The 19,269-nt window shown below is 62.1% G+C and carries 19 protein-coding genes; 7 read left to right on the top strand and 12 right to left on the bottom strand.

Translation table 11 applies throughout. The features are described 5' to 3' along the window. Nucleotides 1-18: 18 nt before the first annotated feature. From P3C29_RS06980 to P3C29_RS07020, 9 genes are read right to left on the bottom strand one after another with little or no spacing between them, the layout of a single operon-like run. On the bottom strand, nt 19-666 hold the full coding sequence (locus P3C29_RS06980; RefSeq protein WP_201124435.1) for a glutathione binding-like protein: 648 nt from the start codon (nt 664-666) through the stop codon (nt 19-21). Continuing rightward, on the bottom strand, nt 663-1,259 hold the full coding sequence (locus P3C29_RS06985; protein WP_010171652.1) for a cysteine dioxygenase: 597 nt from the start codon (nt 1,257-1,259) through the stop codon (nt 663-665). The genes P3C29_RS06980 and P3C29_RS06985 overlap by 4 nt, the downstream gene beginning before the upstream one ends. A gap of 16 nt (nt 1,260-1,275) precedes the next feature. Beyond that, a complete protein-coding gene (locus P3C29_RS06990) occupies nt 1,276-2,100 on the bottom strand; it encodes an amino acid ABC transporter ATP-binding protein (protein WP_275964177.1) in 825 nt (274 codons plus the stop codon). Beyond that, nucleotides 2,087-2,779 carry an amino acid ABC transporter permease gene (locus P3C29_RS06995; RefSeq protein ID WP_010171655.1) on the bottom strand — a complete coding sequence of 231 codons (693 nt, stop codon included), beginning with the start codon at nt 2,777-2,779 and terminating at the stop codon, nt 2,087-2,089. Before P3C29_RS06995 ends, P3C29_RS06990 begins: the two co-directional genes overlap by 14 nt. Further along, the gene (locus P3C29_RS07000; protein WP_029615941.1) at nt 2,769-3,503 is read right to left on the bottom strand and encodes an amino acid ABC transporter permease; all 735 of its coding nucleotides are present in this window, start codon (nt 3,501-3,503) and stop codon (nt 2,769-2,771) included. Before P3C29_RS07000 ends, P3C29_RS06995 begins: the two co-directional genes overlap by 11 nt. Continuing rightward, nucleotides 3,500-4,711, bottom strand: a complete 1,212-nt coding sequence (locus tag P3C29_RS07005; RefSeq protein WP_275964178.1) for an aminotransferase class I/II-fold pyridoxal phosphate-dependent enzyme — start codon at nt 4,709-4,711, stop codon at nt 3,500-3,502. Before P3C29_RS07005 ends, P3C29_RS07000 begins: the two co-directional genes overlap by 4 nt. Next, on the bottom strand, nt 4,708-6,129 hold the full coding sequence (locus P3C29_RS07010) for an FAD-binding oxidoreductase (protein ID WP_275964179.1): 1,422 nt from the start codon (nt 6,127-6,129) through the stop codon (nt 4,708-4,710). The genes P3C29_RS07005 and P3C29_RS07010 overlap by 4 nt, the downstream gene beginning before the upstream one ends. Beyond that, nucleotides 6,122-6,928, bottom strand: coding sequence for a transporter substrate-binding domain-containing protein (locus tag P3C29_RS07015; RefSeq protein ID WP_201124437.1), 807 nt, complete (start codon nt 6,926-6,928; stop codon nt 6,122-6,124). Before P3C29_RS07015 ends, P3C29_RS07010 begins: the two co-directional genes overlap by 8 nt. Nucleotides 6,929-6,930: 2 nt before the next feature. After that, a complete protein-coding gene (locus P3C29_RS07020) occupies nt 6,931-7,767 on the bottom strand; it encodes a transporter substrate-binding domain-containing protein (RefSeq protein WP_201124438.1) in 837 nt (278 codons plus the stop codon). A 234-nt stretch (nt 7,768-8,001) separates the two neighbouring features. Here P3C29_RS07020 and P3C29_RS07025 point away from each other — a divergent pair, with 234 nt between their 5' ends. Then, nucleotides 8,002-8,868, top strand: coding sequence for a LysR substrate-binding domain-containing protein (locus P3C29_RS07025; RefSeq protein WP_088422378.1), 867 nt, complete (start codon nt 8,002-8,004; stop codon nt 8,866-8,868). A 3-nt stretch (nt 8,869-8,871) separates the two neighbouring features. Here the strand turns inward: P3C29_RS07025 and dnaQ are convergent, their stop codons facing one another. From dnaQ to P3C29_RS07040, 3 genes are all read right to left on the bottom strand, one after another. Continuing rightward, entirely contained in the window at nt 8,872-9,612 is a 741-nt protein-coding gene (gene dnaQ / locus P3C29_RS07030; RefSeq protein WP_169389386.1) for a DNA polymerase III subunit epsilon, read from the bottom strand. A gap of 70 nt (nt 9,613-9,682) precedes the next feature. Next, complete coding sequence (gene rnhA / locus P3C29_RS07035; RefSeq protein ID WP_010171667.1) at nt 9,683-10,135, bottom strand: ribonuclease HI; 453 nt, start codon at nt 10,133-10,135, stop codon at nt 9,683-9,685. A gap of 102 nt (nt 10,136-10,237) precedes the next feature. Continuing rightward, the gene (locus P3C29_RS07040) at nt 10,238-10,996 is read right to left on the bottom strand and encodes a methyltransferase domain-containing protein (protein ID WP_010171669.1); all 759 of its coding nucleotides are present in this window, start codon (nt 10,994-10,996) and stop codon (nt 10,238-10,240) included. A gap of 65 nt (nt 10,997-11,061) precedes the next feature. On the opposite strand from P3C29_RS07040, the gene gloB reads away from it, so the two are divergent. The 6 genes from gloB (at nt 11,062) to P3C29_RS07070 (ending at nt 19,269) form a co-directional block, all read left to right on the top strand. After that, nucleotides 11,062-11,829: a hydroxyacylglutathione hydrolase gene (gene gloB, locus P3C29_RS07045; RefSeq protein ID WP_169388750.1), complete on the top strand. Its 768-nt coding sequence runs from the start codon at nt 11,062-11,064 to the stop codon at nt 11,827-11,829. A 98-nt stretch (nt 11,830-11,927) separates the two neighbouring features. Next, nucleotides 11,928-13,340 (top strand): lytic transglycosylase domain-containing protein, encoded by a 1,413-nt coding sequence (locus P3C29_RS07050; protein WP_010171672.1) that lies wholly within the window; start codon nt 11,928-11,930, stop codon nt 13,338-13,340. Between the two features lie 168 nt (nt 13,341-13,508). Next, nucleotides 13,509-15,338: an extracellular solute-binding protein gene (locus P3C29_RS07055; protein ID WP_275964180.1), complete on the top strand. Its 1,830-nt coding sequence runs from the start codon at nt 13,509-13,511 to the stop codon at nt 15,336-15,338. Beyond that, complete coding sequence (locus tag P3C29_RS07060; protein WP_275964181.1) at nt 15,335-17,173, top strand: extracellular solute-binding protein; 1,839 nt, start codon at nt 15,335-15,337, stop codon at nt 17,171-17,173. The genes P3C29_RS07055 and P3C29_RS07060 overlap by 4 nt, the downstream gene beginning before the upstream one ends. Nucleotide 17,174: 1 nt before the next feature. Further along, nucleotides 17,175-18,248 carry a microcin C ABC transporter permease YejB gene (locus tag P3C29_RS07065; RefSeq protein ID WP_275964182.1) on the top strand — a complete coding sequence of 358 codons (1,074 nt, stop codon included), beginning with the start codon at nt 17,175-17,177 and terminating at the stop codon, nt 18,246-18,248. Between the two features lies 1 nt (nt 18,249). Next, nucleotides 18,250-19,269 (top strand): ABC transporter permease, encoded by a 1,020-nt coding sequence (locus P3C29_RS07070; RefSeq protein ID WP_010171680.1) that lies wholly within the window; start codon nt 18,250-18,252, stop codon nt 19,267-19,269.

Below are 19,269 nucleotides of genomic sequence, written 5' to 3' on the forward strand. Positions count from 1 at the left end.
CCGCAAAAAAGAGATGAATTACTGCAAGGCCAACGAGCGCTCGCCAGCGGCCACTTCACGCCCCTTGGCGTAGGCCCGCTGGACCGCCGGGCGCGCCTTGATCCGCAAGCGCCAGGCCTGGATGTTCGGGTAGTCCGCCAGGTCCTGGCCTTGGCGCAGGGGCTGGATCCACGGGAAGATCGCCATGTCGGCCACCGAGTACTCGCCCGCCACGTACGGCACCTCGGCCAAGCGTTGCTCCAGCACCCGATACAGGCGCGCGGCTTCGGCGTTCAGCAGGTCCAGGGCGAAGGGAATCGGTTCCGGCGCCTTCTCCTTGAACAGCTGCAACTGGCTCAGGTACGGGGTGATATGCCCCACCTGCCAGAACAGCCACTCCTGGACTTTCTGGCGCTCGGCGGTGCCGGCGGGCGGCAGGAAACGCCCGGCCTGGTCGGCCAGGTAATTCAGGATCGCCCCGGACTCGAACAGGCTCAGTGGTGCTTCAAGGCTGTGGTCGACAATCGCCGGAATCCGCCCGTTCGCGCTGATGCGCCGGAAGCTTTCCTGCTTCTGCGCGCCTTCACGGATGTTCACCGGAATCAGACGGTATTCCGCCTCCAGCTCTTCCAACAGGATGCCGACTTTCAGGCCATTGCCGGTGGGCCAGTAATACAGGTCGATCATGCGTAGGCCTTGATCGACGGGGCCATCTGCGAGGCGTTGTAGTTGAGAATCCGGCCGTCGGCTTCAACGCCATAACGGCCATTGAGAGACTCCAGCGGCAAGCCATACAGGTGGAAGTGCAAGGTCGGCTGCTCACCCTCGACGCGAATCCCGTGCAGGTCTTCACCAAGGAACGAGATGGAAGTACCCGGCTGCACGATGACTTCTTTCTCAAGGGTCAGGGTGGTGAAGCCTGCGTCACGCCCTTCATCGTTGCGGCCATAGACGTAGTTGATCTCCTGGCCTTCAACGGCACTGATGATCGCCCAGGTTTCATGGTTGTGGGGGATGGTGCTTTTGCCCGGCAGCAGCGAGTTCAGGTACAGGGTCGGTGTGTCGCCATCGTCGTTCAGGCGATAACGGAAGGCAGTACTGCCCTGCCCCGGCACCGGTGCGGGGAATTCGCTGAAGTTGAACAGGTCCCGGCGCTCGGCCAGGGTTTCCAGCAGCCCGACGATTTCCACCAGGGCCGCGCGGTCTACGCCACGCTGGTTGATGACGCGGATCTGCTGCAGGAAGTCTTCAATAACGGCGGCACGGTTTGCGGTACTCATGACGAGGTTCCTCTTATTAGACAGACAGGGTGTAGCGGCTCAGGTTGGTCAACAGGTACGGATCGTTGGCGATCGGCGGACGGCGGCCCGGATCGCCCAAGGCATGGCGCAGGAATTCCTGGGTGCGCTCACTGGTGGGGCGCTGGAAGATTTGCTCGGCGCTGCCGTGCTCGACGATCACGCCGTTTTCAGTGAAGTAGACGATGTCGCTGATCTCTTCGGCGAAGCGCATCTCGTGGGTCACCAGCACGCAGGTCATGCCCTCTTCGGTCAGCTCGCGAATCACCGTCAGCACTTCGCCGACGGTTTCCGGGTCCAGGGCCGAGGTCACTTCATCGAACAGAATCAGTTCCGGGCGCATCGCCAACGCGCGGGCAATCGCCACCCGCTGCTGCTGCCCGCCGGAAAGTTGGCCGGGATAGGCATCGGCCTTGTGCTCCATGCGCACCTTGGCCAACAGCGCCCGCGCGTCTTTCTCGGCGTCGGCGCGGTTGCGGCCGAGCACCTTGCGCGGGGCGATCACCAGGTTTTCCAGCACCGACAAATGCGGGAACAGGTTGTATTGCTGGAACACAAAACCGACGCGCTTGCGCAGCTCGATGCGCTGGGCTTCCTGGGCCAGGGTATCGACCCGGGTTTCGCCGACGCGGATGGTGCCGCGCTGGGGCTGCAACAGGCCGGTGATGCAACGCAGGATGGTCGACTTGCCCGAGCCCGACGGGCCGATGATCGACACCGCCTGACCGCGATGCACATCAAGATCGATGCCCTTGAGCACCCGGTTGTCACCGAACGACAGCTGCAAGTCCCGCAGGCTGACCAGGGGTTCAATAGAAGGCATAACGGCGCTCCAGGCGTTGGGTCAAACGGGAAATCGGGTAGCAATAGGCGAAGAACAACACCAGCAAGCTGAGGTAGATCACCACGGTAAAGCCGGTCATGTTCACGGTGTTGCTGGCGATCTGCGCGGTGTCGATCACGTCGTGCACGCCCACCAGCGAAGCCAGGGCGGTGCCCATGGTGACCACCGCGTAGAGGTTCATCCACGGCGGCAACATGCGCTTGAAGCACTGGGGCAGGATGATCGAGCGGAAGATCTGGCCACGGGTGAACGCCAGTGAACGCGCGGCTTCCCACTGGGTGCTGGGGATCGAGCCGATGGCACCGCGAAAAATCTCCGCCACGTTGGCGCTGGCCGGCAACGCGAGGCCAATGGTCACCTTGACCCAGTCGGGGAACGACACGTAGCTGCTGCCGATATGGATCTCGAACGGGAACACGTAGGTAGTGAAATAGATCAGCACCAGCCACGGCGCGTTGCGGAAAACCTGCACCCAGACCCGCGCCGGCAACCGCAGCAGGCGCAAGGGCGACATGGCCAGCGCGCCCACCATCAGGCCCAGCAGCGAGCCGAGGCCGATCGCCACCAGGCTGATCAGGATGTTCTGGCCGAAACCGCTGACCAGCGCCGGCGACCATTGCAGCAACGCCGACAGCACCGGGAATGAATCAATGGCCATAACCGGGCATCCTCAGGCGCGCTTCCAGCCAGCGCCCCACACAATTGACGGTAAAGCTCAGCAAGCCGAAAAAGCTCAGGATCAAAATCATCAGCTCCAGCACGTTGTCGCTCTGGGTCCAGATCATGATCGAGGCGTAAGTGATATCGCCCACGGCAATGGCCGAGGCCACGGCGGTCATTTTCACCAGGTCGATCAGGTTGTTGATCAGCGACGGCAACGCAAAGCGCAAGGCCAACGGCAACTGCACATTCCACAGCAATTGGCGGCTGCTGAAAGCCAGGGAACTGGCGGCTTCCAGCGTCACCGCAGGCACCGCCTCGATGCCGGCGCGCAGGGCTTCGGCGTGGAACGCGCCTTTATGCAGGGAGATCACGATCACCACCCAGGCAAACGGCGTCAGCGGGTTGGCTGCGCCGACCGCCTGGGTCAGCAGCATGTTCAACACCAGGAACGCGCAGTACAGCTGCACCAGGGTCGGGGTGTTGCGGGTGACTTCGATAAACACCCGCGCCGGCTTGGCCAGCCATGGGTTGCCCGAGGTCAGCAGCGCCGCCAGGCTGATCCCGGCCAGCAGGCTGCCGACGATGGTGAACAGGCACAACAACACGGTGGTCAACGCGCCCTGCGCCAGGGTGCCGCGCTGATAGGCATCCAGCAGGAAGTTGTAGTTCAGGCCAATGCCGGCGGCCCAGTGCACAAACATCTCCAGCCAATGACTCATTCGACGCCCCGCAACTTGCCGCAGGCGACCGCGATACGGCGGCCGGCCTCGGCCACGCTGTCGGTGGCCGTGGCGATGGACAGGCGAAACCACGGCGACAGGCCATAAGCACTGCCCGCCACACCGGCGACGCCCTCCTCCAACAAATACGCGACGACATCGCCGTCATCCTTCAACGGCTGACCGTCCGGGCGGTAGCGGCCGAGCAGACCGGCGCAGCGCACAAACACGAAGAACCCGCCTTGAGGCTCAAGCACTTCCAGGCCGTCGACGGTGCCGAGGGCCATCATCAGCAGGTCCCGGCGCAGTTGATAGGCCGCCACCTGCTCGGCCAAAAAGCCCAGCCCGCCGGTGAAGGCGGCCAACGCGGCGGCCTGCCCGACGGAAGACGCACCGGAGGTGGATTGGGATTGCACCACCGCCATGGCGTTGGTCAGGGTTTGCGGCCCGGCGCCGAAGCCGATGCGCCAGCCTGTCATGGCGTAGGTCTTGGACACGCCGCCCACCAACAGGCAGCGGTCCTGCAAATCCGGCGCGACGTTCAGCAGGCTCTGGGCCGGGCGACCGTCGAAGCGGATGTGTTCGTAGAGTTCATCCAGCAGCACCAGCACCTGGGGATGGCGACGCAACACCTCGGCCAGCGCTTGCAGTTCAGCTTCGCTGTAGACCGCACCGCTCGGGTTGCCCGGGCCGTTCAGGATCAGCCAGCGGGTGCGCTCGTTGATGTGCTGCTCGAGTTGCGCCGGCAGCAACTTGCAGCCCTGCTCCAGCCCGCACTCGATAAACACCGGTTCGCCACCGTTGAAGCGCACGCTGTCGGGGAACGATGGCCAATACGGCGTGGGTACCAGCACTTGATCGCCCTCGTCGAGGGTGGCGGCGAAGGCATTGAAGATGATCTGTTTCGCGCCGTTGGCGATCACGATGCTGGGCAGCGAATAGTCGAGGTGGTTTTCTTCGGCCAGCTTGCGCTGCACCGCCACGCGCAAGGCTTTTACCCCGGGTGTCGGCGTGTATTTGGTGGCGCCCGCGGCGATGGCGGCGTAGGCGGCTTGCTTGATGTGCTCCGGGGTATCGAAATCCGGCTCGCCGGTGGTCAGGTCAAGAATGTCGCGGCCGGCGTCACGCAGTTCCGTGGCGCGGGACTTGGCTGCCGCGTTGGCCGACAGCGACACCCGCTGCACGCGCCTGGACAGGCGAACGGTCATGGCTGCACCTCCAGGACTTTGCCCGGGTTGAGCAGGTTTTTCGGGTCGAGGGCGCGTTTGATGCGGCGCATCAGGTCCAGCTCCACCGAGCTTTTGTAGCGGCCCAGCATGCCGACCTTGCGCTGGCCAATCCCGTGCTCGGCGCTGATGGAGCCGCCGTGGGCGTGGGCGCTGTCGTGCACCAGCAGGCTCAGTTCGGCGTAGTTGCGCATGTGCTCGTCCACCGTCGAGTCCAGCGGATGGGCAACGTTGTAATGCAGGTTGCCGTCCCCCAGGTGCCCGAACGTGAAGTTGCGCACTCCAGGAAAATGCGCCTGCAACAGCGCATCGGTATGGGCGACGAAGGCGACGATTTGCGAGATGGGCACCGAGATGTCGTGCTTCATATTGCGCCCGGCGCGCTTCTGCGCCTCGCTCATGTTTTCGCGCAGCAGCCACAGGGCTTCGCTTTGCGCCAGGCTTTCGGCGATCAGTGCGTCGGCCAGTAATGACTGTTCGAAGGCTTCACCGAGGACGGTTTCGAAGGCTTCACGGGCGTGGGCTTCACCGTGGTTATCCGACAGCTCCAACAAGGCGAACCAGGGCTGGCTGGCTTTCAGGAACGGTTGCGGGCCTTCGGGAAACTGCTCGCGCAGCAGCGCCAGGCAATCGGCGCTGAGCAGTTCGAACGCAGTGAGATTCGCACCGAAACCGGCGCGGGCGTGGGACAGGAATGCAACCGCCTGGGCCAATTCATCAAAGGCCAGCAGCGCAGTAGCCTGGGCCTTGGGCAACGGGAACAGCTTCAGGGTCGCGGCGGTGATAATCCCGAGGGTGCCTTCGCTGCCGACGTACAAATCCCGCAGGTCATAGCCGGTGTTGTCCTTGCGCAAACCGCGCAGGCCGTTCCAGATTTCGCCTTCGGCGGTCACCACTTCCAGGCCCAGGGTCAGCTCGCGGGTATTGCCATAACGCAGCACGGCAGTACCGCCGGCATTGGTGCCAAGGTTGCCGCCAAGGGTGCAGCTGCCTTCGGCGCCGAGGCTCAGCGGAAACAGCCGGCCGGCTTCACGGGCTACGTCCTGGACGTTTTGCAGGATGCAGCCGGCTTCGACGGTCAGGGTGTCGTTATCAGTGTCGATCACGCGGACCCGGTTCATGCGGTCGAGCAACAGCAATACCGCGCGGCCACTGGCGTCCGGCGTGGCGCCTGCCATCAGGCCGGTGTTGCCGCCCTGGACGACAATGGGCGCCTCCAGGGCCACACACGCACGCACCACAGCGGCGACTTCTTCGGTATTGGCCGGGTGCACCACCGCGATTACCTGGCCGGTGTAGCGGCCCTGTTTGTCGGTGAGGTACTGGGCAGCCTCGTCACTGCGCTGCACATGGGCGGTGCCTAGCAGTTGTTGCAGGGTGGCGAATAGCGGTTCACTCATGGCTGTACTGCTCATGCAAATCACGCAGCGCTTGGGACGGCGCCATGCCGGTGCGTTCGCCCAGCGCGATCAACCAGCCGCTGCGGTGCCAGTCGCGCACGATGGCGTCGAGCCGAGCCTGGGTATCGTGTTCGCCCTTGCGGATCCAGATCACCGATTTGGAAGGGATCAGATCTCCCGGCAACGGGATCTCATAGCCGGACCATTCGGCATCGTCCAGCAACGCGTGCATGGTCGGGCTGACGTGCACCGCCGCCACGCAGCCATTGCCACGCAACGACAACAGGGATTCAGACTGGCTGCGGAACGCCTTGATCTGCGCGCCGTAGGTTTCCTGCAGCGGCTTGATGAAGTTGCTGCCCTGGGACACGCACACCGGCTTGTCCTTGAGGTCGGCCCACTGGGTGATGCCGGCGCCTTTGCGGATCAACGCCGCGCCGCCGACTTCTTCATAGGGCGTGGGCACGTAGTCGAGAATCTCGGCGCGCTCGTCGGTGTATTGCATGTTGGCAATCAGCACATCGACCTTGCCTTGCTGCAGGAACTGCACGCGGTTGGGGGCCAGTACCGAAACGGTCTTGGTCTCCACACCCAGCGCCTGGCCGAGGCCCTTGGCCAACTCCACGTTGTAGCCCAGGTGTTCGCCGGTCTTGGGGTCGATGGTGCCAAACGGCGGGCCGCTGAGAATCACGCCGACGCTGATGGCGTGGCGTTGCTGGATCTTGTCGAGGGTGGCGTCGGCGTGGGCCAGGCTTGCGCACAGGGCCAGGCCGAGAACGGTCAGGGATTTCAATCGCATGCTCAGGCGCCCTTGAACTGTTTCTGCAACTCCACCAGCGCCGGGGAAGCCGGGGTGATGTGGTTACGGGTCTGGGCGTCGATCAGCCAGCCGCTGCGGTGCAGTTCCTTGACGATCGGGTCGAGTCTGGCCTGGGTGTCGCTCTCGCCACGGCGAGTCCAGATCACCGACGGTGCAGGATTCAACTCGGGGCTGAGGGTGCGGTAATCCTTCCATTCGGCGCTGTCGTTGATCAGCGGATTGACCAGCGTGGAGTCATGCACGGCGGCGACGCAGTTGTTGCCACGCAGGGCCAGCAGGGATTCGGAGGAGCTTTTGAAGGCCTTGATCTGCGCGCCAAGCTCGGTGAGCGGCTTCACGTAGCTGCTGCCCTGGGAGGTGCACACCGGCTGATCCTTGAGGTCTGCCCAGCGGGTGATCTTGCTGTCCTTGAGCACCGCTGCGGTGCCGCCGATCTTGTAGAACGGGGTCGGCACGAAACCGAGGATGTCGCCACGCTCGGCGGTCCATTCCATATTCGCGATCAGCAGGTCGACCTTGCCCTGTTGCAGGAACTGCACGCGGTTGGCCGGCAATACCGGCACCAGTTGCACTTCGGCGCCCAACTGACGGCCCAGCTCGTTGGCCAGGTCGACGTTAAGGCCCTTGGGCTTCTGGGTAGCCGGGTCGATGCCGCCAAACGGCCCGCCGGAGAGCAGCACGCCGACCACCAGCACATGGCGCTGCTGGATCTTGTCCAGGGTCGCATCGGCCTGAGCCACCACGCTGCCGCCCAGGGCAATCAATGCGCCCAGGACCACAGGCAACCTTCGTTTTACCGCCGCGCGCACAAAACCCATGGAACTCCCCTCATTAGCGATCGGCGTACCCCGACCTGATGTGGGGGCATGCTAGGGAGAGTGCCGGGGTAACGGAAATTCAAATATCTAATATCGTTATAACTTCCCGTATATGGACGCGCTGCTTTTTGGCCATATACTCGAAATCATTAGCTCTCGTAAAAATTCTACGCGACAAAACATAAATATCTGTAATGTTTATCTTCGCACCCTTGATATAAAAAACGCCCTGGAATGGCCATGTCGACCCTCGATCTCGAACTGCTCCGCACCTTTATTGCCGTGGTCGACCACCACAGCTTTGCCGAAGCCGGCACTCATCTGGCACGCACGCAATCCTCCGTCACCCAGCATATGCAGCGCCTCGAACAGCAAGTGGGGGTCAGCCTGTTTGAGAAACGCGGCCGGCAAAAACAGCTGACGGAACCCGGCTTGCAGTTATTGCGGCATGCGCGGCAGATGCTGTCGCTGAATGACGACGCGCTTAATTCCCTGCGGGAAAGCAGCCTCAGCGGCGTGCTGCGCATCGGCTCGCCCCATGACATCGCCGACACCATCTTGCCGCCGATCCTCAGCCACATCGCCCGTTCGGCTCCGCGCCTGCGCCTGGAGATCGATGTAGGCCGCAGCCCGTTCCTGATGGATGACTTGCACCGGGGCAAGGTCGACATGGTGATTTCCACCCGCGCCGACGCCAACCTGGAAGGCTTTGCGTTGCGTACTTCGCCGGTGTGGTGGATCTGTTCGGCGCAATACATTCATTCGCCGAGCGAACCGCTGCCGCTGATTCTGGTGGATGAGCCGAGTATCTATCGACGCTATGCCCTGGAGGCGCTGGAACGGGCGAATATCCCGTGGCGCCAGGCGTATCTGGCGTCGAACCTGATCGGGATCAAGGCCGCCACCCGCGCAGGGTTGGGCGTGACCCCACGGAGCATGGAAATGCTCGGGCCGGACATGCGGGTATTGGGGGAGAACGATGGGCTGCCGAGGATGCCAGAGGTGACGTACTACCTGTGGATCCGCCCGAACACGGCGAACCCGATTGCGCGCAAGGCGTATGACTTGATCAGGGCCAGCCAGGGGCTGGCACTGGGGTGACGGTTATTGCTGGGTCAATTGGGTCCACAGCGCCGGGGCGCCGGCAGATTTGGCGATCGCCTCCAGACGCGCTGCGTGCTCGGCCATGTCCTGCTCGCTGGCGCGAATGATCGTGGTGGGCTGGCGATCCGCTGGCAGGCGGCGGATTTCCGAAGGGCGATTGCCCGAGCCTTCTGCCGAACCGTTGCCATCCGACGCGTTGCCGGCCAGGGACAGGCTGGTCTGGCCGCCGGTCATGGTCAGGTAAACGTCGGCGAGAATCTCGGAGTCGAGCAACGCGCCGTGGAGTTCACGACCGGAGTTGTCGACGCCATAGCGTTTGCACAATGCATCGAGGCTGTTGCGCTGGCCCGGGTGACGCTCACGCGCCATCATCAGGGTATCGAGGATCGAGCAGTGCTGGGTAATGTCAGCCCGATCGGTCTGGCCCATCAGCGCAAATTCGTTGTTGATGAAGCCAACGTCGAACGCCGCGTTATGGATGATCAGCTGCGCGCCGTTGATGAACTCGAAGAACTCATCGGCCACTTCGGCAAACCGCGGCTTGCCCACCAGGAATTCGTTGGTGATGCCGTGGACGCCGATGGCGCCTTCATCACTTTCCCGATCCGGTTGCAGGTAGACGTGGAAGTGCCGGCCAGTGAGGCGGCGGCCCATCAGTTCGACGCAGCCGATTTCAATGATCCGGTGGCCGTCGGTCACCGGCATGCCGGTGGTTTCGGTATCGAGTACAACAGATCGGATGGCCATCAGGGTTCAGCTCTCAACGGTTTGGTACATTTCAAGGGGCGGGATCTTAACACGTCAGCCGTCATCAGCTCTGCTTGTAGCCGCGCACGTCATCCACGCCACGGTTGGCCAACTGGTCGGCCCGCTCGTTACCCGGGTGGCCGATGTGCCCGCGCACCCACTTCCAGGTGATGTTGTGGCGGTTGCATTGCTCATCGAGCAACTGCCACAGGTCGGCGTTTTTCACCGGTTCCTTGGCGGCGGTCTTCCAGCCGCGCTTCTTCCAGTTGACCATCCACTCGTTGATGCCCTTCATCACGTACTGGGAGTCGGTCACCAGCAACACGTCACAACGGCGTTTGAGCTCTTCAAGGCCGCGAATCGCGCCCATCAGCTCCATGCGGTTGTTGGTGGTGTTGGCTTCGCCGCCCCACAGTTCCTTCTCCACGCCCTTGCACACCAGCAAGGCGCCCCATCCGCCGGGACCGGGGTTGCCCTTGCAGGCGCCATCGGTGAAGAGTTCTACGCTATCGGTCATTTCACTATCCATCAAAGCGGGATCCATCAAAGCGGGTTGCCGATAATCGACCGACAAAGGCCCGAGGTCGAGAGGCTCGACCTGAAATCAAAAAAGGTAGGTTTACTGCTCGCTCTGCTTGCGATTGACCTTGGCCATCGGCATCGGCACCAGCTTGCCCATCGGTTCGCGGCGTACCTGGCGCACCGGGCGCAGGCCAACGACGATCTTGCGCGCCACCAACAGGTAGAAACCACCACCGGACAATTGCCAGGCACCGGCCCTGCGCTCCCAGCCGGCCAGCCGGCCCTGCCACTTGGCAGACGCAAGCGGCGGACGATAGCACCCGAAGCGGCGTTTCTCCAGCGCAAAGCCCAGCAGGTTCAACCAGTCGCCCACCCGCGACGGCGAGATACAGCGCGCCTGGCGCAGCCCGTCGTGGGCGAACACGTGGCGCAACCCCCAACTGCTCCAGGGGTTGATACCGATGATCAGCAAATGGCCACCTGGGCGCACGCTGCTGGCCGCTTCACGCAGCAAACCGTGGGGCGACAGGCAGAAATCCAGCCCATGCTGCAACACCACCACATCGGCGGCATGCTCGCTCAACGGCCAGGCCTGCTCCTCGCACACGATTTCAACACCCGGCAACGGCGCCCCCAGGCGCACATTGCGTTGCACCTGAGGCGCCGACGGCGGGGTTTGTGCCGACGGACCGTAATGCACCAGGTAACCGCCAAAGAACCGGCCCAGCTCGTCTTCGAGCATGCGCCGCTCTTCATCCAGCAAAAATTGCCCGATAGGCCCGGACAGCCATTCACGGGCGGCACCGATCAGTGCCAGCCACTCGGGATCGGCCTGGGCGAACGCTTTATCAGTCATTGCATTCTCCAACTCGCCAAGAAGTTCTAAGATGCACCAATGTGTTCAGCTTGGCGAATCAAAGAATGATACAGATCAGTGCCCTGCCCGCCTTCACCGATAACTACATCTGGTTGTTACAGGATCAGCCGAACAAGCGCTGCGCCGTGGTCGACCCCGGTGATGCCGCGCCCGTGCTGGCCTGGCTCCAGCAGCACCCCGACTGGACCCTCAGCGACATCCTGGTGACTCACCATCACCATGATCATGTCGGCGGCGTCGAGCAACTTAAACGTGTTTCGGGCGCCACGGTCTACGGCCCGGCCAATGAAAAGATCCCGGCGCGGGACGTCGCACTCCAGGATAACGACCGGATCAACGTGCTGGGCTGGGACTTCCAGGTGTTTGCCGTACCCGGCCACACCCTCGGCCATATCGCCTTTTATCACCAGGGCGTGCTGTTCTGTGGTGACACCCTGTTCGCAGCCGGTTGTGGCCGCCTGTTCGAAGGCACCCCGCAACAAATGCACACCTCCCTTGAGCGCCTGGCGGCATTGCCGGCGAACACGCTGGTGTACTGCACCCACGAATACACACAAAGCAACCTGAAATTCGCCCAGGCCGTGGAACCGCATAACGCGGATATCGCCGAACGGGTGGAGAACGTCCGGCAACTGCGGGCCAACGGCGAGATGACGCTGCCCTCGAACCTGGCTCTGGAAAAACTCACTAACCCTTTTTTGCGGACCTCTGAAACATCCGTTAAAGAAAAAGCAGACGAACGGAATGGCCGGGATAACCGGGCCGGGAGCGAGGTGTTTGCTAGCTTGAGGTCTTGGAAAGATACGTTCTAAGCGCGCGGAATTTAGTACGTAATTTCTGAATGGTTGACCGCAACCCACGCGCTTTCTAGAATCGCCCGACATTTTTGCCCGGAACTTACTTCCAGCCAATGTCGTCATCTATTCGTAAAACCAACCATTCAGACGCATTGACCCGCCTGGCTCAAGCCGTGGCGGTGGCTGTGTCCGCTACTCTGGCGGGCTGCCAATCGACTAATTTTGCCGCACAATCCACCGTGCAACCCAAGCCAAACCTTACCGCCAAGATCAAGCAAAAACCCCTTTGGCTATCAGAGAAGCCAAGCCCGGAAGTGCCCCAGGATGTCTGGGAGCGCATGCGCCGGGGCTTTCAATTGCAGGACGGGTTAGGCGTCAACCCGCGCATTGAACAGCAAAGATTGTGGTTTGCCAGCAACCCTTCCTTTCTTGAGAACGCCGGCGAACGCGGCAGCCTCTACATTCATTACATCGTCGAGCGCCTTGAAGAGCGCAACATGCCCCTGGAACTGGCGCTGCTGCCAGTGATTGAAAGCGCCTACAACCCGATGGCCTATTCCCGCAGCGATGCGGTCGGCCTGTGGCAGTTCGTTCCCGCCACCGGGCGCTACTTCAACCTGCGCCAGACCCGCGCCTACGACGGCCGCCGCGACATCACCGCCTCCACCACCGCCGCCCTGGACTACCTGACACGTCTGCATGACATGTTCAACGGCGACTGGCTGCTGGCCCTGGCGGCTTACAACGCAGGTGAAGGCACGGTCAGCCGGGCCATCGAGCGTAACGAGAAGCTCGGCTTGCCGACAGACTACTGGAACCTGCCACTGCCCCAGGAAACCAAGGACTACGTGCCCAAGTTCCTGGCGCTGTCCCAGGTGGTGCTGGCCCCCGAGGCGTACGGTGTCAACCTGAACCCGATTGCCAACACACCGTACTTTGAAGTGGTAGAAATCAAAACGAGCATGGACCTGTCACGGGTCGCCGCGCTGGCCGAGATTGACGAAGACGAACTGTTCCAGCTCAACCCCGCCCTGAAGCAGCGCACCACCCTGGACGGCCCGCAGCATTTGCTGGTGCCCACCTCCAAGGCGCAGTTGCTGGCCAGCAGCCTTTCGGCGATGAAGCCGGAAGAATTGCTGAGCATGCGCCCGAAAAAGCCGGTGTTCGACGACGTTGAGCACAAGGCCATTGCCGGTCGCACCCGCAACTACAAGGTCCGCAGCGGCGACAACCTGACGCTGATTGCCAAGGCCAACAAGGTCGACGTGCATGATTTGCAGCGCTGGAACAAGCTCAATGGCCAGGCGCTGAAGGTCGGCCAGACCCTGGTGATGCAGGACACCCGCAAGCTGGTGGCCAAGGCCGACAGCAAGAAGCCGGTGCAATACAAGGTCAAGAAAGGCGACTCGCTGTACATCGTCGCCAAGCGCTTCAACGTCGAGATGCAACATCTCAAGCGCTGGAACCCGCGCACTGGCCAGGCGCTGAAGCCCGGGCAGATGCTGGTGGTTTCCGGGCCACGCTAAGCAGCAAATACAGGGGGGAACGGGCGACCGTTCCCCCTTTTTCGTTCACCCTCCTTATCACCCCCCAAGCCTGTAGTCTTCCTCCCACGGCACCAGCCTTTTTCCAATCGGAACAAGCTGTTACTGTACGGTTCATAAAGCCCAAGCCGCCTGGATCGGATCTCTGACTTGAAGCGTCCCCTCCTTCTACTAATAAGTCTGGCCTTGAGCTTTTCCGCGAACGCGACCATTACCGAGAGCCACGGTTATGCGCAGTTCGGCATGCTCAAGTACCCGACCAAATTCACCCACTTCGACTGGGTAAACCCTGCAGCGCCAAAAGGCGGCACACTGCGGGTGATGGCGTTTGGCACGTTCGACACCCTCAACCCTTACACCTTCAAGGGCTCCAGCCCGGTCTCCACCGCCAACTTCCTGCAATACGGCGTCAACGAGCTCAATGAGCCGCTGATGGTCGGCACCGGCCAGTACGCCCCGTCCGGCGATGAACCGACGTCCAGCTACGGCCTGATTGCCCAGTCGGTGGAATACAGCGAAGACCGCAGTTGGGTAGTGTTCAACCTGCGCCCTGAAGCACGCTTCCACGATGGCAAGCCGATTACCGCCTACGACGTGGCGTTTTCCTATCGCACGCTGCTGACCGAAGGCCACCCGCAGTACCGCACCAACCTGCAGGAAGTCGCCCGGGTCGACATTCTCAATCGGCATCGCATTCGTTTTGTGTTCAAGCGTGCCGGCAACCCATTGCTGATCCTGCGCCTTGGGGAGCTTCCGGTATTGCCCCAGCATTACTGGAAAAACCGTGACTTCAAGGCCACCACCTTCGAGCCGCCGCTGGGCAGCGGGCCTTATCGCATCACAAAGGTCTCGCCTGGACGCCAACTGGTGTTCGAACGGGTCAAGGATTACTGGGGCAAGGACCTGGCGGTCAACCGTGGTTTCTATAACTACGACAAGGTCGAGGTGGAGTTTTACCGTGACAGCGACGTGGCCTTCGAAGCGTTCAAGGCCGGCGAGTTCGATATCTATATCGAGCACCAGGCGAAGAACTGGGCCAACGGCTACAACTTCCCGGCGGTCAACCGTGGCGATGTGATCAAGGCGCAGATCGCCCACCAGATTCCGACCCAGAGCCAGGGCCTGTTCATGAACAGCCGGCGCCCGACCTTCAGCCAGGCCAAGGTGCGCGAAGCCCTGGGCTTGATGTTTGATTTCGAGTGGACCAACCGCACCCTGTTCAGCGGCGCCTATAAACGCACCCTCAGCTACTACCCCAACAGCGAATTCTCCGCCACCGGCGTGCCCACCGGTCATGAGTGGCTGATGTTGTCGCCCTATCGCGATCAACTGCCGGCCAACCTGTTTACCCAACCCTTCAGCCTGCCCCAGACCGACGGTCGCGGCATCCCCCGGGACACCCTGCGCCGCGCCCTCGCGTTGCTGGGCGAAGCCGGCTGGAAGCTGTCCGGGCAACGCCTGCTCAACAGTGACGGCCAGCCGCTGCGCCTGGAGATCCTGCTGGTGAATCCGAACCTGGAGCGCATCCTGCAACCCTATGTCGAGAATTTGACCAGCATCGGCGTCGATGCCCGCTTGCGTACGGTAGACCGCGCACAGTACAAACAGCGCCTCGATCAATTCGACTTCGACATGATTCTGATGACCCTCAACCAGACCCTCAGCCCCGGCCTTGAGCAGTGGCAGTATTTCCACTCCAGCCAGGCGGCGGTCAAGGGCAGCAAAAATTACGCAGGCATCGCCAACCCGGTGGTCGACCATCTGCTGGACCAACTGCTGGCGGCGCAAACCCGCGAAGAACAATTGGCCGCCGGCCGGGCGCTCGACCGCGTCCTGCTGTGGCAGCACTACAGTATTCCCAACTGGTACCTCAACTATCATCGCCTGGCGTACCGCAACCGGTTCGCCTTCGTCACCACGCCGCCCTACAGCCTGGGCCTGAGCGCATGGTGGCTGAAAGCTTCGGAGAAAGCCCAATGATACCTTTGCGTACTGCGATCCTTGGCAGCCTGTTGTTGTGCGGCGCCGCCAATGCGGCCCCGCAACATGCCCTGACCCTCTACAACGAACCACCCAAGTACCCCGCCGATTTCAAGCATGTCGACTACGTCAACCCGCAGGCCCCCAAGGGCGGCACCTTCCGCGAGTCCAGCATGGGCGGCTTCGACAGCCTCAACCCGTTCATCAGCAAGGGCGTGCCGGCCGACAACGTCGGCCTCATCTACGACACCCTCGCCCAGCAAAGCCTGGACGAACCCATCACCGAATACGGCCTGGTAGCCGGCAAGATCGAAAAGGCCCCGGACAACAGCTGGGTGCGCTTCTACATTCGCCCCGAAGCGCGCTTTCACGACGGCCACCCGATTCGCGCCGAAGACGTGGTGTTCAGCTTCCAGACGCTGATGAAAGACGGCTCGCCGATCTACAAAACCTACTACGCCGACGTCGATGAGGTGGTCGCCGAAGACCCGCTGCGCGTGCTGTTCAAGTTCAAGCGCACCAATAATCGCGAACTGCCGCTGATCCTCGGGCAACTCACGGTATTGCCCAAGCATTACTGGGAGACCCGGGACTTTTCCAAGGGCAACCTGGAGATTCCATTGGGTAGCGGCCCGTACAAGGTGGCCGAGGTCAAGGCCGGGCGTTCGATCCGCTACGAGCGGGTCAAGGATTACTGGGCCAAGGACCTGCCGATCAACAAGGGCTTCTACAACTTCGATTACCGCGTCACCGACTACTACCGCGACAACACCGTGGCCCTTGAAGCGCTGAAGGCCGGGCAGTTCGATTACTGGCTGGAGATCAGCGCGAAAAACTGGGCCAACGCCTACAACACCCCCGCCGTTGCCCAGGGCCGCCTGATCAAGGAAGAAATCCCCAACGGCAACCCCACCGGGATGCAGGGCTTCGTGTTCAACATCCGTAAGCCGATGTTCCAGGACGTTCGGGTACGCAAGGCCATCAGCCTGCTGCTGGACTTCGAATGGAGCAACAAGCAGCTGTTTAACGGCGCCTACACTCGCAGCCGCAGCTATTTCGAAAACTCCGAGATGGCCGCGACCGGCCTGCCCGGCCCGGCCGAGCTGGCGATTCTTGAGCCGCTGCGGGACAAGATCCCGCCCCAGGTGTTTACCGATGCCTTCGAGCCGTCGAAGACCGACGCCAGCGGCATGATCCGCACCCAGCAACGCGAGGCTTATCAGTTGCTGCAAGAGGCCGGCTGGAAGATCGTCGATGACAAGATGGTCGACACCACGGGGAAACCGGTGACCATCGAGTTCCTGCTGGCCCAGACCGAGTTCGAACGCATCCTGCTGCCGTTCAAGCGCAACCTGGCCGACCTGGGGATTGACCTGGTGATTCGCCGGGTGGATGTCTCCCAGTACATCAACCGCATCCGCTCGCGGGATTTCGACATGGTGGTGGGCGGCTTCCCGCAGTCCTCCTCGCCGGGTAACGAGCAGCGTGAGTACTGGAAGTCGTCCAGCGCCGACAAACCCGGCAGCCGCAACTACATCGGCCTGAAAGACCCGGCCATCGACCAACTGGTGGAAGAACTCATCGACTCCGACTCGCGCAAGAGCCTGGTGGCCCACGCCAAGGCCCTGGACCGTGTGCTGCAATTCGGCTACTACGTGATCCCCAACTGGCACATCAAGACCTTCCGCGTGGCCTATTGGGACCACCTCGGCCACCCGAAAGTCTCACCGCGCTATGACGTCGGCACCGCCACCTGGTGGAGCAAACCCGACGCCAAACCTGCGGTAACCGTGGACACCAACCAGACCGCCGATCCGGCGAGCGGGGGCGACTGAGATGCTGGCCTATATTGTTCGCCGACTGCTGCTGATCATCCCGACCCTGTTCGGCATTTTGCTGATCAACTTTGTGATCATCCAGGCCGCCCCCGGTGGCCCGGTGGAGCAGATGATCGCCAAGCTGGAAGGCTTTGAAGGCGCCACCAGCCGTATCGCCGGTGGCGGTGCCGAAGTCTCGGTGGCCGGCTCCAGCTACCGCGGCGCCCAGGGCCTGGACCCGGCGCTGGTGAAGGAAATCGAGAAGATGTACGGCTTCGACAAGTCGGCGCCGGAACGCTTGTGGATCATGGTCAAGAACTACGCCCGGCTGGATTTTGGCGACAGCTTCTTCCGTGACGCCAAGGTCATCGACCTGATCAACGAAAAGATGCCGGTGTCCATCTCCCTGGGGCTGTGGAGCACGCTGATCATGTACCTGGTGTCGATCCCGCTGGGCATCGCCAAGGCCACGCGACACGGCAGCCATTTCGACGTGTGGACCAGCTCGGCGATCATCGTCGGCTACGCGATCCCGGCGTTCCTGTTTGCGATCCTGCTGATCGTGGTATTCGCCGGCGGCAGTTACTTCGACTGGTTTCCGTTACGCGGGCTCACCTCCAACAACTTTGACGAGCTGAGCTGGGGCGGCAAGGTCCTCGATTACTTCTGGCACCTTGCGCTGCCGGTGACGGCGCTGGTGATCGGCAACTTCGCCACCATGACGCTGCTCACCAAAAACAGCTTCCTCGACGAGATCAACAAGCAATACGTGGTCACCGCCAAGGCCAAGGGCCTGACCAATCACCGCGTGCTGTACGGCCATGTGTTTCGCAACGCGATGCTGCTGGTGATTGCCGGCTTCCCGTCGGCCTTCATCGGCATCTTCTTTACCGGATCCTTGCTGGTGGAAGTGATCTTCTCCCTCGACGGCCTGGGCCTGATGAGCTTTGAAGCGGCGATCAACCGCGATTATCCGGTGGTGTTCGGCACGCTGTTCATCTTCACCCTGCTGGGGCTGGTGGTGAAGTTGATCGGCGACCTCACCTACACCCTGGTCGATCCGCGCATCGACTTCGCCAGCCGGGAGCATTGAGATGAATCTATCCCCCCTCAATCGTCGCCGGTTCGAGCGCTTCAAGGCCAACAAACGTGGCTGGTGGTCGCTGTGGCTGTTCCTGATCCTGTTCGGCCTGAGCCTGGGCGCCGAGTTGATCGCCAACGACAAGCCACTGGCGGTGCATTACGACGGCGACTGGTATTTCCCGGCCCTCAAGCGCTACCCCGAGACCACCTTCGGCGGCGAATTCCCGCTGGAAGCCAACTACAAAAGCCCCTATATCCAGGAGCTGCTCAAAGCCAAGGATGCCTGGACGTTGTGGGCACCGATCCCGTTCAGCTACCAGAGCATCAACTACGACCTGAAGGTTCCGGCCCCGGCCCCGCCGTCGCGGGACAACCTGCTGGGCACCGATGACCAGGGCCGCGATGTGCTGGCGCGGGTGATCTACGGCTTCAGGATTTCCGTGCTGTTTGCGCTGACGCTCACCGTGCTCAGTTCGATCATCGGCGTGATCGCCGGCGCGTTGCAGGGTTTCTATGGCGGCTGGGTCGACCTGGCCGGCCAGCGGTTCCTGGAAATCTGGTCCGGCTTGCCGGTGCTGTACCTGTTGATCATCCTCGCCAGTTTCGTGCAGCCCAATTTCTGGTGGCTGCTGGGGATCATGCTGCTGTTTTCCTGGATGAGCCTGGTAGACGTGGTGCGCGCCGAGTTCCTGCGCGGGCGTAACCTGGAATACGTGCGGGCGGCCCGGGCGCTGGGGATGCAGAACGGCGCGATCATGTTTCGCCATATCCTGCCCAACGCCATGGTTTCCACCATGACTTTCATGCCGTTCATCCTGACCGGTGCCATCGGCACCCTCACCGCCCTGGACTTCCTGGGCTTCGGCCTGCCCGCCGGCTCGCCGTCCCTGGGCGAACTGGTGGCCCAGGGTAAATCCAACCTGCAAGCGCCGTGGCTGGGCATGAGTGCCTTTGCCGTGCTGGCGATCATGTTGAGTTTGCTGGTGTTTATCGGCGAGTCCGCTCGCGATGCCTTCGACCCGAGGAAATGA

It is taken from the genome of Pseudomonas sp. 1912-s, from assembly GCF_029269205.1.
In the GTDB taxonomy this organism is placed as follows: domain Bacteria; phylum Pseudomonadota; class Gammaproteobacteria; order Pseudomonadales; family Pseudomonadaceae; genus Aquipseudomonas.

Coding starts and splice junctions, on each gene's coding strand:
- P3C29_RS06980 (WP_201124435.1), bottom strand. CDS start 666: ATGATCGACCTGTATTACTGGCCCACCGGCAATGGCCTGAAAGTCGGC.
- P3C29_RS07005 (WP_275964178.1), bottom strand. CDS start 4,711: ATGACCGTTCGCCTGTCCAGGCGCGTGCAGCGGGTGTCGCTGTCGGCC.
- P3C29_RS07025 (WP_088422378.1), top strand. CDS start 8,002: ATGGCCATGTCGACCCTCGATCTCGAACTGCTCCGCACCTTTATTGCC.
- P3C29_RS07000 (WP_029615941.1), bottom strand. CDS start 3,503: ATGAGTCATTGGCTGGAGATGTTTGTGCACTGGGCCGCCGGCATTGGC.
- P3C29_RS07020 (WP_201124438.1), bottom strand. CDS start 7,767: ATGGGTTTTGTGCGCGCGGCGGTAAAACGAAGGTTGCCTGTGGTCCTG.
- P3C29_RS07015 (WP_201124437.1), bottom strand. CDS start 6,928: ATGCGATTGAAATCCCTGACCGTTCTCGGCCTGGCCCTGTGCGCAAGC.
- P3C29_RS07065 (WP_275964182.1), top strand. CDS start 17,175: ATGCTGGCCTATATTGTTCGCCGACTGCTGCTGATCATCCCGACCCTG.
- P3C29_RS07060 (WP_275964181.1), top strand. CDS start 15,335: ATGATACCTTTGCGTACTGCGATCCTTGGCAGCCTGTTGTTGTGCGGC.
- P3C29_RS06995 (WP_010171655.1), bottom strand. CDS start 2,779: ATGGCCATTGATTCATTCCCGGTGCTGTCGGCGTTGCTGCAATGGTCG.
- rnhA (WP_010171667.1), bottom strand. CDS start 10,135: ATGACCGATAGCGTAGAACTCTTCACCGATGGCGCCTGCAAGGGCAAC.
- P3C29_RS07070 (WP_010171680.1), top strand. CDS start 18,250: ATGAATCTATCCCCCCTCAATCGTCGCCGGTTCGAGCGCTTCAAGGCC.
- P3C29_RS07040 (WP_010171669.1), bottom strand. CDS start 10,996: ATGACTGATAAAGCGTTCGCCCAGGCCGATCCCGAGTGGCTGGCACTG.
- P3C29_RS07050 (WP_010171672.1), top strand. CDS start 11,928: ATGTCGTCATCTATTCGTAAAACCAACCATTCAGACGCATTGACCCGC.
- P3C29_RS06985 (WP_010171652.1), bottom strand. CDS start 1,259: ATGAGTACCGCAAACCGTGCCGCCGTTATTGAAGACTTCCTGCAGCAG.
- P3C29_RS07010 (WP_275964179.1), bottom strand. CDS start 6,129: ATGAGTGAACCGCTATTCGCCACCCTGCAACAACTGCTAGGCACCGCC.
- P3C29_RS06990 (WP_275964177.1), bottom strand. CDS start 2,100: ATGCCTTCTATTGAACCCCTGGTCAGCCTGCGGGACTTGCAGCTGTCG.
- gloB (WP_169388750.1), top strand. CDS start 11,062: ATGATACAGATCAGTGCCCTGCCCGCCTTCACCGATAACTACATCTGG.